Origin of the sequence: Methylobacterium brachiatum, assembly GCF_020523825.1 — a bacterium.
GTDB lineage: Bacteria > Pseudomonadota > Alphaproteobacteria > Rhizobiales > Beijerinckiaceae > Methylobacterium > Methylobacterium brachiatum.
The window spans coordinates 444,631-457,046 of sequence record NZ_JAJALK010000003.1; the positions used below are offsets into that span (position 1 = coordinate 444,631).

Consider the following 12,416-nt stretch of genomic DNA (forward strand, 5'->3'; position numbering starts at 1 on the left):
GTCCGGTGATCACGGCCGCCGCCCCTCGCCGGGCAGGAGGACCATGGAGAAATAGGGCGCGTCGTCATCCGCCTTGTCGGCGAGCATCACCACGCGCTCGCCCGCCATGGTGCCGCGCTCGACATAGATCGCCCGGTCGATGAGCCCGGCGGCGGTGAGCGCCGCCCGGACCTTCGGCAGGTGCCGGCCGAGCTTCATCAGCACGGCGGCGTCGGTACCGCGCAGGCGCTCGGTGAGCGCATCGAGTGGCAAGGTCGCCGGCAGGACCGTCAGGATGTCGTCGCCCCAGGTGATCGGCGTGCCGGCCCGGGTCCAGCAGCCGGACATGCCGGTCACGCCCGGGACCACCTCCACCGGGAAGCGGTCCTTGAGGCGCCGCCACAGGTGCATGAACGAGCCGTAGAAGAACGGGTCGCCCTCCGACAGGATCGCGACGTCACGGCCCGCACCGAGATGGTCGGCGAGCTGCCCGGCCGCGTCGTCGTAGAAGGCGGCCAGCGCCGCCACGTAATCCGGGTGCTCCGGATGGATCTCGGTGGTGTAGGGATAGGCCAGCGGCATCTCGCGCGACGGGTCGCGCAGGATCGCGTCCGCGATGGTGCGGGCGTTGCCGCGCCGGCCGCGCTTGCAGAAATGCACCAGAACCGGCGCGCGCATCAGGATGCGCTGCGCCTTCACGGTGAGCAGCTCCGGATCACCCGGGCCCATGCCGACCCCGTAGAGGGTGCCAGTCACCGCAGCGGCGGGAATCTCCTCGATGGGCGCCTCGACCCGCTCGAACCCGTCCATCACTCGACCTCGCTGGCCAGCGCGTTGACCGCCGCGGCGGTCATGGCGCTGCCGCCGCGGCGGCCGTGGACGACCACGAAGGGCACGCGGCCGTCCCGGGCCAGCGCGTCCTTGGACTCGGCCGCGCCGACGAAGCCCACCGGGATGCCGATCACCGCGGCCGGCGGCGGCACGCCGGCATCGAGCAGTTCCAGCAGGCGGAACAGCGCCGTCGGGGCGTTGCCGACCGCCACGATGCTGCCGGGCAGATGCTCGCGCCACAGCTCCATGGCGGCGGCGGAGCGCGTGGTGCCGAGGCTCTTGGCGAGATCCGGCACCCGCGGATCGCCGAGGGTGCAGACCACCGGATTGTTGGCGGGCAGGCGTGCCCGGGTGACGCCGTCGGCGACCATGCGGACATCGCACAGGATCGGGGCCCCGGCCTGGAGCGCCGCGACACCGGCCTCGGCGAAGCCGTCCGACATCTCCACGTCGGCGGGGAGGTCGGTCATGCCGCAGGCATGGATCATCCGGACGACCACGCGCTCGGCCGCGCCCGACCAGCGCGCGAGGTCGGCCTCGGCCCGGATCATCGCGAAGGAGCGCGCGTAGATCGCAGCGCCGTCGCGGATATACTCGTAGCGAGAGGTGGCCTCCGGCTCCGAACCTGCCTGGCGCAGGGCATTCTGGCTCGCGCTCATGCCGGTCTCCTGGTCCTCCCAATATCGGTCCTGGCGCGATCCGACGCGAAAGCGGCGGCGAGCCCCATTGTCTTCGCCCTTCCTAACCGCTCCAGCACCGCCTCGATAGGGAGATGCATCGCCGGCTCATCGCCAGGCGCGCCGCCGATCACGGCGCCGTAGAGGCCGTCCCGGCCGACGAGGGTGAGGTCCGCCGGGCCCGGCCGGGCGCAGCCCTTTGCGCAGCCGGAGACGTGGGCCGCGCGCCCGTCCACGGCGAACGGCCGGAACGCCTCGGCGACACTGGCGGCGTCCGCGAGCGTCGGTGTCGATCCGGAGGCGCAGGCCGGCGCACCGGTGCAGGCGGCGACGCTGCGCCGCGGATCGTCGGGAGCGACGATGAAGTCCCGGGCCAGGGCCGCCGGATCCGCCTGAGCCGCAGCTGGGAGCAGCAGCACGAAGCCGCGGGCCGGAGACAGACGGATCTCCTTCGCGCCGAGGCGGGCGGCGAGATCTACGAGGCGATCGAGGGCGTCCGCCGTGCAGCGACCGAACGGCGCATCCACGGTGAGCACTGACTGACGCGCCGCCAGCATTGTGAGGCCGGCCGGCGGGAAGAAATGCGCAACGTCCGAAGTGAGGCCACCGTGCCCCCTCTCCCATGCGGGAGAGGGTTGGGGTGAGGGGTGCGCGCTTTCCGGAGAGGTCGCATCCCTCACCCTGTCCCTCTCCCGAACGGGAGAGGGGACTTGCGCCTGCAACGCGAGCCGAACGGCATCCTCCATCGCATCGCACGCATCGGGCGATAGATCGCGCATCCGCCGCAAGCCGCTTCGGGCAAAGGCCTTCAGCAGCGCCGCTATCGCGGCCGGCGCCTCGTTCTCGGTACAGGTGGCGAGATCGTGAAAACCCCGCTCCGCGGCGATTGCGATCCCGACCTCGCCGGGGGCACGGCAGAAGACGTAGGCATCGGCGTCCGGCATCTCCGCACCCGCGCGGCCCTCGATCACCACCAGGGTCTTAGGCGGAAGCCTGGCCACGGCGAGCCCCGCCGCCTCGATGGCGCGGGCGAGGGCCGGGACGTCGAACGTCTCGGCGGGATCATGGCCGGCGAGGGGACTGGTGAGCGTCAGGCGCTGCGGGCCGCCGTCGGCGCGCGTGTCGCCGAGGCCGGCGGCCTCCAGCAGGCGGGCGAGCGGCGCGCGGGTCGCCTCCGAGACGCCCCGGATCTGAAGGTTGGCGCGGGCGGTGAGGTCGAGATGGCCGTTGCCGAAGCGGCGCGCGCCCTCGGCCACCGCCCGGGCCTGCGGCAGGGTCAGGATCCCCAGTGGCGGATGCACCCGGGCGAGCAGGCCGTCCCCGGTGGGCATCGGCCGGCTGAGACCGGGGCACCAGCCCCGGCGCGCCGGCGCCTCGGGAAGAACGCGGCGATGGGCGGCGACGCTCATTCGGCGGCCTCCGGCATCAGCGCGTCGGCCGGCAGCGCGTTGCGCCGGCTGTGCCACAGGCCGCGGTCGCGGGCCTCGTCGAACCGCTCCAGGATCGCCCGGGTCGCGGCAGGGTTCGCCGCGCGCAGCCGGTCGAACACGTCGGGATCGGCGATCCAGGCGGCGTAGAGCCGGTCGAAGCCGGCATCGGTGACGGCGTCGCTCGCGGCGGCGAGGACGAAGACCGCGTCGAGGCCCTGGGCCAGCTCCTGCGCGCCGCGGTAGCCGTGGCGGAGCTGGGCGGCGATCCAGCGCGGATCGGAAAGGCGCCCGCGGATCAGCCGGGCGGCATCCTCCCGGGCGGTGCGGGTCTTGGGGCGCTCCGGAACCGAGACGTCCAGGCTGTAGAGGGCGGGGCTGGCGCCCTGGAGCGTCGCCGCGGCCGCGAAGCCGCCCATGGCATCCACCGCCGCGTCGCCGTCGAACAGGTCGCGCTCGGCCACGTCGAAGGCGTGCAGATAGGCATCCGCCGCCGCGACCCGGGCGCCGAAGGTCGCATCCGGTCCCTCGCGGTCGCCGTAGGCATGGCCGCTCGCCGCGAGATAGGCCCGGCCGAGATCGGCCCGGTCATCCCAGGCGCCGTCGAGGGCGGTGGCGGCGGTGCCGGCGCCGTATTGACCGGGGGCGGCCCCGTAGACCCGGGCGATGTCCTCGCCGCGGCGCCGGGCGGCAGCCAGGGGATTTTCGGCATCCTCCTCGTCCCGCTCGGCCACGGCGCGGGCGGCGCGATCGAGCAGGGCGAGCGTGTCCGGAAAGGTGTCGCGGAACGCGCCCGAGACGCGCACGGTCACGTCGATGCGCGGCCGGTCGAGCATGGCCAGCGGCAGCACCTCGAAGCCGGTGACCCGGGTGCTGGCATGGTCCCAGACCGGCCGCACGCCCATGAGCGACAAGGCGTGGGCCACATCCTCGCCGCCGGTGCGCAGGGTCGGGGAGGCCCAGAGATCCATGACGATCCGGGCCGGGTACTCGCCCTCGTCCTGCAGGTAGCGGGTCACCACCGAGGCGGCGGCCCGCTCGCCCAGCAGCGCGGCGGCGCGGCTCGGGATCGCCCGCGGGTCCAGCGTCGCGAGGTTGCGGCCGGTGGGCAGCACATCGGCCCGGCCGCGCGACGGCGAGCCGGCGGGGCCCGGCGGCACGAAGCGGCCGTCGAGCGCGGCGAGCAGGCCCGCCCGCTCGCCCGCGGCGCTCGCGACGACCGCGTCCGGCGCCCCGTCGCGTGCGCGTCCGAAGACGTGCAGGCCGTCGCGGAAGGTGGTCTCGCCGAGGTCGCAGAGATGGGCGTCGAGGCGGGTCAGCGCCTCCTCCATCGGCGTGTCCGGGCCAATACCGGCGCCGTCGAGCAGCCCGGCGGCGTCCGCATCCTCCAGGATCGCGCTCGCGATCAGGCCGGCCCGGCGCGGATCGAGCACGCTGGCGGCCGAATACTCCTCCACCAGCTCGCGCAGGCGCGCGGCCTCCGGCGGCAGGGCGTGCAGCGTCGTGTCGGGGGTGATGTGGCCGAGGGCGATCCCGCCGAGCCGGCGCTTGAGCGGCGCGGCTTCGCCCGGGTCGTCGACGATGAACGGGTAGATCACCGGCAGCCCGCCGATGCAGAGTGCCGGGACGCAGTCCGGGGACAGGGCTACCGCCTTGCCGGGGAGCCACTCGGTGGTGCCGTGCGTGCCGAGCTGCACCAGCGCGTCGAAACGCCGGCGCAGGCCGAGGTGGAAGGCCAGGTAGGCGTGGGTCGGGACGCGATCCGGGTCGTGATAGCCGGCCTTGCGGTTGGGATCGCGGCCGCGGTCGGGCTGGAGGAAGACCGCGAGTTGCCCGCCCTCTCCCGCCAAGGCCTCGTCATTCGTCATTCGGCGCGCGAAAGATGCGACGTGCCCCCTCTCCCGTCTGGGAGAGGGGACCGGAGCTCCATGCGGCAGCGTTTGAATCTGGTGGTCCGCAGTGAGGGACTGGTGCGCGGCACGCGCTGTGACCATCCGGAACCGGAACAGGCCGCCGTGACAAGTTGGGTCGTCGGCCGGCTCGCCCCAGGCTTCCAGCAGCGCATCGCGCGACGCCGCGGGCAATCCGGAGAGCCAGGCTGCGTAATCCGCCAGCGGGACCGTGAACGCTGCCTCGCCCTCGGTGAGCGCCTGCATCAGCGCGGCCGGCTCGGGCAATGCCCCGGTCGCATAGCCCACCGCAGCCAAGTCCGAAACAAGCGCGCGGGCGCTCTCGGGGGTGTCGAGGCCGACTGCGAAGCCGGCCCGGCCGCCGCGGGCCGGATAATCGGACAGGACGACGGCCACCCGCCGCTCGTCGCAAGGGAGGGCGGCGAGGCGGAGCCAACCTGCCGCCCGCTCGGCCAGGGCTTCGATGCCGGCGGGATAGGGGACGGCCCGGCGCTCGGCGAAGCCGGCGATTTCCGGGGCCTCTTCCTTGAACGAGATCGGGAAGCCGGAGAGCCGGCCGTCGAATTCCGGCAGGGCGACCTGCATGGCGAGGTCGGCGGCGCCGAGACCCCGGGCCGAGGCCTCCCAGGCCGCCCGGGGGGCGCCGACCGTGAAGGCCTGGAGCACCGGGCAATCGGCGCCGTCGAGGACGAAATCGATCCCGTCCTCCCGTGCCGAGAAGGCGGTGGCGGCGATGACGAGATCCGGCTTGCGGGCCCGCACGGCCTCGGCGACGGCCCTGGCCGCCACCGGCTCCTTGAGGCTTGAGACCGCCATCGGCAGCACACCGATGCCGCGGGCGCGCAGGGAGGCGGCCAGGGCGACGAAGGGCGCGGTATCGCCGCCGAGCACCGCGGAGCGGTAGACCAGAAGCAGGGCGAGCGGGGTCGCGGTCACGCGCGGGTCCGAGAGCGGCACCGCCGTCTCGGCCGCCTCGATCGCCGTATCCAGCGCGAGCACGCCGCAGCCGGGGCACCAGGGAAAGCCCCGCGGCAGCGGCTGCGGCGGTTCGACGGCACCGCCCGCGCCGATCCGGGCGGCGAGTAGGCGCAGCATCCGCCGGAGATTCTCCGGGCCGCCGGCACGGAAATAGCCGTCGACTGTCTGTGCGAGGTCCGGATCGGTGGAGAAGCCGGCCAGCCGCGGGTCCGGCCGGTCGTCGCCCGGCAGCACCGCCAGCACGACCCCGTGCGCCCGCGCCGCGGCGGCGCAGCGCTCGATCCCGTAGCGCCAGTAATCCAGGCCGCCGAGGCAGCGGATCACCACGAGCTTCGCCCGCGACACCACGCGCTCGACATAGAGATCGACCGACATCGGATGCCGGAGCTTGGCGAGCTTGGCGAGCCGCAGGCTCGGCAGACCCGGCTCGGCGGCCTGGGCCTGCCCGATCCCGGCGAGGTCGCTGTCGGTGAACGACAGCACGACGAGGTCCCCGGGCTCCTGCCCGAGATCCACCGCCGCCTCGCCCTCGTCGAGCGAGACGCTATCGATGCGAACGAGATGCATGGCGCCCGGGCCTATTCCACCGGGCGGGGTTCGTCCGCGACGAGGCGCGGCCGGACCGGGAAGGTGACGCCGTCGTAGATCTCGGCCAGCGGCAGGCTCAGGCGCAGGGCGGGCAGCTCCAGTGTCGCGTCGAGTCCCGTGACGCGCGCTTCCTGCCAGGCCCCTGCATCGTCGCGAGACCACGACCGAATTTCGGGAGCGTTCGGTTCGACGAGCAAGATATGCGCGAGGCTGATTACGGTCTTGTATTCCGCCAGCTTGGCGAAGGCATCGAAGTCGCGGGTCGTCGGCGACAGGACTTCCGCCACGAGGCGCGGCTCGGCCGCGATCAGGGCGTTGGGATCGCGTATACCGCAATCGACGCCGACATCCGGCCGGCGGATCTGGCCCGGCAAGGTCTCGACGCTGCCATCGCCGGTGAAGGGCCGGCAGCCGCTGCCCCGTAGGTTCGTACGCAGCAGGGCGAGCAGGTTCACCACGATATCGTCGTGAATGTTGCGCGCACCCGCCATCATCCGGACAGGCACGCCACCGACGAGCTCGTAGCGCTCGGCCTGGGTCTCGGCCCAGGTGAGGAACGCGTCAACCGACATCGGTTCTGGCTTGCGATCCAGCATGGTTCGAGGCGCTCCCTCGGCCCCAACACGCGTCACTTTTGGAGACTAGCACGCGATGCGCAAAGTCCGGGATCGATTGTCTGCGACCACGATACGATAGCAAGATAGGCCGTTATCCCGCGAGCGCCGCGGCGACGGCACCCTGGTCGAACCCCTTCAGGCCGATCACCACGAGGCGCCCGTCGCGGCTCTCGCCCGCCCGCCAGGGACGGTCGAAATGGTGGACGACGCGCCGGCCGACCCCCTGCACCACGAGGCGCATGGCCTTGCCCTCGACCTCGGCGAACCCCTTGATGCGCAGGACGCCCGTTGCTTCGGCGGCCTTCTCCACCCGGGCCGCGAGGTCACCGGCGGTGATGGCCGGGCGGACCGGCAGGGCGACGGTCTCGAAATCGTCGTGGTCGTGATCCTCCCCGTCGCCGTGATGCGAGGGGCGCGCGTCGAGATCGTCCTCGGCGGCCGCGCCGAGCCCGAGTAGGACCAGCGGGTCGATCGCGCCGTTGGCGGTCTCGACCACCTTCACGGCCCGGGGCAGATGCCCCTCGACCTCGGCGCGCACCCGCGCACGGGTCTCGGCATCGAGGAGGTCGGACTTGTTCAGCACCACGAGGTCGGCGCAGAGGAGTTGGTCCTCGAACACCTCCTCCAGCGGGTTGTCGTGATCGACCGCCGTGTCGGCGGCGCGCTGGGCGGCCAGCGCCGCGGGATCCTCCGCGAAGGCCCCGGCGGCCACGGCCGGCCCGTCCACCACGGCCACGACCCCGTCGACGGTGACCCGCGAGCGGATCGCCGGCCACTGGAACGCCTGGACCAGGGGTTTCGGCAGGGCGAGACCGGAAGTCTCGATCAGGATGTGCTCCGGCGGCTCCGCGCGGCCGAGCAGGGTCTCGAGCGCCGGCACGAAATCGTCGGCCACGGTGCAGCAGATGCAGCCATTCGGCAGCTCGACGATGGAGTCCTCGGTGCAGCCCTCGACGCCGCAGGCGGCCAGGAACGATTTGTCGAAGCCGACATCGCCGAACTCGTTGACCAGGATCGCCAGGCGGCGGCCCTTGGCGTTCTCGACGACGTGGCGGACCAGCGTGGTCTTTCCGGCCCCGAGGAAGCCGGTGACGATGGTGCAGGGGATCTTGGTGACGATGGTCATTCCGCAGCCTCCAGGGTGCCAGCCGGAAGCGGGCGGGGATCGGGGAAGGGCGGGATCCGGGCGATCACGCCGGTCTTGAAGGCGGCGGGCCGCTCCCGCCACGGTACGATGCCGTCCTGCGTCGCCGCGTAGGACGCGAGGCCGCCGAGGATAATGGCGGCGGACTCGATCGGATCCATGTCGCCGTAGACGTAGGTCCAGCGGTTCGCGGAGGCGACCGCCACCGAGCAGGGCCGCTTGCAGACTGAGAGGCACTCGACCCCCTCGATCCGCAGGTCCGGCGCGGCGTTGCCCGCGCGCAGGGCGTCGAGCAGGCGCGCTCCGGCCCGCGGGCCGTCCGGGTCGTCGCCCGGGCGGCGGCAGGTGGTGCAGACGTAGAGGACGGTCTCAGGCATGGGCCGTCCCGCGCGCCGGGCCCCGGGCGAAGGCCTGCCACGCCCAGCCGAAGCCGAGGCCGATCAGCAGCCAGAAGACGAAGCTGATCGCCAGCGAGCGGGCCGCGAACTGCGCCGCCAGCGCTGCCGGAAGCTCCGAGGCGGCCTCGGGGGCCTGCGGTGCACCGGCCACGTGCGGGGCGATGATCAGCACGAGCCCGCCCAGGATCGCGATCAGCGAGCGCCGGATCGCGATCAGGTACAGGCCCATGCCGGTGGCGGCGGCGGTCATCACCCACCAGGCTTGGCGGGTGGCGAGCGGTGCAGCCTCGCTGCCGGGCAGTTCGGGCGGCAGGCCGAGGCCCGGGGCCAGGGCGACGCTGGCGAAGCCCGCGATCGCGAACGCGACGCCGACCTGGCGGGTCGGCTCCCGCCCGCAGGCGAGGATCGCCGCACCGAGCAGCAGCGCATAGCCCACCGCGCCCACGAGGGTCGCCAGGGCCGTGAATGCCATGCGCGGCAGGCCCTCGCCGGGCTGCCATTCGGGTGCAGCATCCGGCGCGGCATGATCGTGCCCGGCATGCGCCAGGACGATCGGCAGGCCGCGCTCGGCCTGATGCGTCTGTTGATGTTCGTAACGCTCGGCCGCCACGATCAGCGGCGAGGTCAGCGTCAGCTCGAGGCCCGTCACGACGACGGCCGCGAGGAAGCCGGCGGCCAGAGCCGCCGACAGAAGCCGGATGATCATCCCTGGGGCAGGGGCGTCAGTGGCAGGGGAAGTTCTGGGTGTGCCGGAAATCGTGCGCCGCGTTGTGCAGCGCGATCGCCGGCGAGAAGCCCGCCATGAACAGCAGGCCGAGTCCGAGGAAGGCCGCGATCGCGACGGCGACCGGGCGCTCGGCAGCGCGGGTGCCGGTGGCGACGGGTGCGAGGGTCGAGGTGGTCATCAGCGTGTCTCCAGCCGCCCCACCGGCGGCATTGCGGGATCTCAGCGTGACGGCAGGTCTCCTGGCTCGCGGCTCGGCGCGCCTGCCGCCTTCCCGGATCGCTCCGGTGGCCTACTGGCAGACGCTCGCCGCTCACAGTTGCGGGGGCAGCCGCGGATTCGGAACTCGCGCTCCTCACCGCATTCCCTTTTCACCCCGTTGCCGGGGCACCGTCACGGGATCGTTGTAGACGCATGACAGCTCTCGCACAACGGAGGCGCGGCGGAATCATCTCCGACTCTTCGGGTATGACGTGGTTCAGTGGTGTGGTCGGTTGCTGTGAAGCTTTTGCCGCGTCCGGGCGACGATCTTCGCGGTGAAACCGTCTCGCCCCGACTTGCCGAACATGATCAGCCCCGATCATCCGGACTGCCGGCGGACGGCTCCCGCAGCGGCCGCGCAGGCCGCCGATTCCCGAGCATGTTGAGTGTGATACCGATGCGAACCTTGTGGCTGGCCCTCGCCCTCGCGGCGACGGCGTCCTTGCCCGCCCGGGCGGATGACAGCAGCGCCGCGCTCGCCGCGGGCGGTCTGGTCCTCGAGAAGACCGACAAGATCGCGCTCGCCTCCGAGGAGCTGTACCTGTCCGAGAAGGCCGTGCGGATCGACTACCGGTTCCGCAACCTCACCGATGCCGATATCGAGACCACCATCGCGTTTCCGATGCCCGACATCACCGGGGATCGCGAGATGCTGACCGCGATTCCCGATCCGGCCCACGACAACTTTCTCAAGTTCGCCACCGAGGTCGATGGTCGGCCAGCTGAATCGCAAGTCGAGCAGCGCGCCTTCCTGGTCCGGAACGGCGCGCCGCCCGTCGAGATCACCGATCGCCTCAAGGGCCTGGGCATTCCCCTGATGCCGACGGTCGAGGCGACGGAAGAGGCCCTGCGCCGTCTGGGCGAGCGCCGGCGCCTCGCCCTGGCCGCCGACGGCATCCTGGAGCGGCAGGTGCACAAGGATGGCACGATCGCGGATGTCCCGCTCTGGACGCTGAAATCGAAGTTCTGGCGCCGGCAGGTCTTCCCGGCCGGCCGGGAGATCACGGTCCGCCAGAGCTACGTGCCGAGCCTGGGCAGCCTGCCCAGCCTGTCCTACGGCGCTCCGAACGTGGATCCGGCGCAGAAGGCGCAATACGCAACCCGCTACTGCACGGAGCCCGCCTTCGAGAAGGCGGCCCAGGCACTGTACCGCCGGGCGAGCGCGGATGGCAGCCGGTCGTTCCAGGCCTATGAGCAGTACCTCTCCTACGTCATCACGTCCGGGGGGAACTGGGCGGGACCGATCGGCACGTTCAAGCTGGTCGTGGACAAGGGCGACCCCGCGACCCTCATCGCGTTCTGCGGCACCAACGTGAAGAAGACCGGGCCGACCACGTTCGAGATGGTCGTGAAAGATTACGTCCCCCAGCGCGACATCGACATCCTCCTCCTGAAGTCCGGGACGAACGGCTGAGCCGGCGATCGGGCGCGATGGCTTCAGCGAGCGGGCTTGACGGGCCGGTGTCGATGCGGGCACCGCCGGTCGCGCCGTCCGGCTGCGCCCCGCCCAGATCCGCCCCGGAGACATGATGGCCCCGGCAGACGACTCGAATCCCGCCCTCGTCGACCTCGCCGACGGCCGCACGCCGCAAGCGGTCGCGGATACGACCTGGCTGGAGATCGATCTCGGCGGCCGCTTCCCGATCCATTCCATCGTCGTGGTGTGGAATGGGGCGGATCCGGCACCCGCCGCGGATGTCGCGATCCTCGTGCTGCAGGACGGCGCGTCCTGGTCGGAGCCCGGCCTTGCGTCCCGGCAGAGCGAGGCGGGCTCCAGCACCGCATTCATCGAGGCCGACGAGCGCGCCTGGACGCGGTCCGTTCGCATCGCGGTGCCGAATCCCGACCGGGTGGCCGCCGTGCAGGTCCGCGCCGAGGAGGCCGCGATCGACCTGATCGCGCTGCGGGCGATGCTCGACCTCGACGTGACGCTCCTCAACGAGAAGCCGGGGGCCAACCGCTACCTCGCCTACAGCCTCGAGAGCGGACCCGATCGGGCGAGCCGCACCCTGGTCGGCCTGTCGCTGTTCGAGAACGGCGCGTTCGGCAATTGCCTGGTCCAGTACATCATCGCGCTCTCGGTCGCGAAGGCGCTGAACCTCAAATACGTCAAGGTCCCGAAGGTCGACCGCAGCAAGGTGATCTTCCTGACCGAGCGGCTCACCCGCGACGGCATCACCTTCATCCCGCCGGATGAGGCGCTGCTGGCGGACGGCTACTTCCTGTCCGGCCTGTATTTCGACCCGACGCAGTTCCAGCGTCTGGTGGGGCTCGAGACGCCGCCGGATTCGCGGGCGATCATCCAGGAGATCATCCGCCCGCTGTTCAACGGGCTGCCGGCGACGTTCCCCCCCAAGCCCGACGACCAGCTCCTGATCCATATCCGCTCGGGTGACATCTTCAGCACCTGGGTCGATCCGCACTACCCGCAGCCGCCCTTCGCCTTCTACCGCATGGTCATCGACCGGCTGCGCGGCGAGGGGCGGATCCGCTCGGTCAAGCTGGTCTTCGAGAACCAGCTGAACCCGGTGATCGCAGAGGTGGAGGCCTACGCGAAAGGCCTCGGCCTGCCGGTGGAGACCCAGAGCGAGTCGCTCGTGGCCGATGTTGCGGCCCTGGTGAACGGTCGCTACCTCGTCTTCGGCCTGGGCACCTTCGGTCCGGCGATCTGCCACCTGTCGGAGCGGGTCGAGCAGGTGTTCTACTTCGCGTCCAATTGGCCGCAGGCGTTCCAGGGCATTGAGACCATCCGCAAGCTGGTCGAGGTCCGGGACATCGCGGGACGCTACATGAAGGTCGGCGAGTGGCAGAACACCGACGCCCAGCGCCGGATGATGATCGACTACCCGGCCGAGGCGCTCGCGTTCGACGACGCGGCGTGA

The 12,416-nt window shown here is 71.9% G+C and carries 11 protein-coding genes and 1 riboswitch; of the genes, 2 read left to right on the forward strand and 9 right to left on the reverse strand.

Features of this window, described 5'->3' with window-relative positions; genetic code table 11:
* Window positions 1–9: 9 nt before the first annotated feature.
* The 9 genes from LGR69_RS09230 to LGR69_RS09270 form a co-directional block, all read right to left on the reverse strand.
* Window positions 10–789 carry a precorrin-2 C(20)-methyltransferase gene (locus LGR69_RS09230; protein WP_007561482.1) on the reverse strand — a complete coding sequence of 260 codons (780 nt, stop codon included), beginning with the start codon at window positions 787–789 and terminating at the stop codon, window positions 10–12.
* Entirely contained in the window at window positions 789–1,469 is a 681-nt protein-coding gene (locus tag LGR69_RS09235; protein ID WP_007561485.1) for a precorrin-8X methylmutase, read from the reverse strand. Before LGR69_RS09235 ends, LGR69_RS09230 begins: the two co-directional genes overlap by 1 nt.
* Window positions 1,466–2,896: a precorrin-3B synthase gene (gene cobG, locus LGR69_RS09240; protein ID WP_230365859.1), complete on the reverse strand. Its 1,431-nt coding sequence runs from the start codon at window positions 2,894–2,896 to the stop codon at window positions 1,466–1,468. The genes LGR69_RS09235 and cobG overlap by 4 nt, the downstream gene beginning before the upstream one ends.
* Window positions 2,893–6,369: a cobaltochelatase subunit CobN gene (gene cobN / locus LGR69_RS09245; RefSeq protein ID WP_230365860.1), complete on the reverse strand. Its 3,477-nt coding sequence runs from the start codon at window positions 6,367–6,369 to the stop codon at window positions 2,893–2,895. The genes cobG and cobN overlap by 4 nt, the downstream gene beginning before the upstream one ends.
* 11 nt (window positions 6,370–6,380) lie before the next feature.
* The gene (locus LGR69_RS09250) at window positions 6,381–6,986 is read right to left on the reverse strand and encodes a Uma2 family endonuclease (RefSeq protein WP_122162581.1); all 606 of its coding nucleotides are present in this window, start codon (window positions 6,984–6,986) and stop codon (window positions 6,381–6,383) included.
* Between the two features lie 112 nt (window positions 6,987–7,098).
* On the reverse strand, window positions 7,099–8,133 hold the full coding sequence (cobW, locus tag LGR69_RS09255; protein WP_230365861.1) for a cobalamin biosynthesis protein CobW: 1,035 nt from the start codon (window positions 8,131–8,133) through the stop codon (window positions 7,099–7,101).
* Entirely contained in the window at window positions 8,130–8,528 is a 399-nt protein-coding gene (locus LGR69_RS09260; RefSeq protein WP_007561491.1) for a DUF1636 family protein, read from the reverse strand. The genes cobW and LGR69_RS09260 overlap by 4 nt, the downstream gene beginning before the upstream one ends.
* Entirely contained in the window at window positions 8,521–9,255 is a 735-nt protein-coding gene (locus LGR69_RS09265) for a CbtA family protein (RefSeq protein WP_091860273.1), read from the reverse strand. Before LGR69_RS09265 ends, LGR69_RS09260 begins: the two co-directional genes overlap by 8 nt.
* A gap of 16 nt (window positions 9,256–9,271) precedes the next feature.
* Entirely contained in the window at window positions 9,272–9,454 is a 183-nt protein-coding gene (locus LGR69_RS09270) for a CbtB domain-containing protein (RefSeq protein WP_007561495.1), read from the reverse strand.
* 34 nt (window positions 9,455–9,488) lie between these two features.
* Window positions 9,489–9,683, reverse strand: a riboswitch (cobalamin riboswitch).
* Window positions 9,684–9,931: 248 nt separating this feature from the next.
* Here LGR69_RS09270 and LGR69_RS09275 point away from each other — a divergent pair.
* Together LGR69_RS09275 and LGR69_RS09280 are read left to right on the forward strand one after the other, a co-directional pair.
* The gene (locus tag LGR69_RS09275; RefSeq protein WP_230365862.1) at window positions 9,932–10,948 is read left to right on the forward strand and encodes a DUF4424 domain-containing protein; all 1,017 of its coding nucleotides are present in this window, start codon (window positions 9,932–9,934) and stop codon (window positions 10,946–10,948) included.
* A gap of 115 nt (window positions 10,949–11,063) precedes the next feature.
* Entirely contained in the window at window positions 11,064–12,416 is a 1,353-nt protein-coding gene (locus tag LGR69_RS09280; protein WP_230365863.1) for a coagulation factor 5 8 type domain-containing protein, read from the forward strand.

Excerpts from the sequence above, each read along its gene's own strand:
- LGR69_RS09260 (WP_007561491.1), bottom strand. The coding sequence starts at position 8,528 with ATGCCTGAGACCGTCCTCTACGTCTGCACCACCTGCCGCCGCCCGGGC.
- LGR69_RS09280 (WP_230365863.1), top strand. The coding sequence starts at position 11,064 with ATGGCCCCGGCAGACGACTCGAATCCCGCCCTCGTCGACCTCGCCGAC.
- cobW (WP_230365861.1), bottom strand. The coding sequence starts at position 8,133 with ATGACCATCGTCACCAAGATCCCCTGCACCATCGTCACCGGCTTCCTC.
- LGR69_RS09265 (WP_091860273.1), bottom strand. The coding sequence starts at position 9,255 with ATGATCATCCGGCTTCTGTCGGCGGCTCTGGCCGCCGGCTTCCTCGCG.
- LGR69_RS09275 (WP_230365862.1), top strand. The coding sequence starts at position 9,932 with ATGCGAACCTTGTGGCTGGCCCTCGCCCTCGCGGCGACGGCGTCCTTG.
- cobN (WP_230365860.1), bottom strand. The coding sequence starts at position 6,369 with ATGCATCTCGTTCGCATCGATAGCGTCTCGCTCGACGAGGGCGAGGCG.
- LGR69_RS09230 (WP_007561482.1), bottom strand. The coding sequence starts at position 789 with ATGGACGGGTTCGAGCGGGTCGAGGCGCCCATCGAGGAGATTCCCGCC.
- LGR69_RS09235 (WP_007561485.1), bottom strand. The coding sequence starts at position 1,469 with ATGAGCGCGAGCCAGAATGCCCTGCGCCAGGCAGGTTCGGAGCCGGAG.
- LGR69_RS09250 (WP_122162581.1), bottom strand. The coding sequence starts at position 6,986 with ATGCTGGATCGCAAGCCAGAACCGATGTCGGTTGACGCGTTCCTCACC.
- LGR69_RS09270 (WP_007561495.1), bottom strand. The coding sequence starts at position 9,454 with ATGACCACCTCGACCCTCGCACCCGTCGCCACCGGCACCCGCGCTGCC.
- cobG (WP_230365859.1), bottom strand. The coding sequence starts at position 2,896 with ATGAGCGTCGCCGCCCATCGCCGCGTTCTTCCCGAGGCGCCGGCGCGC.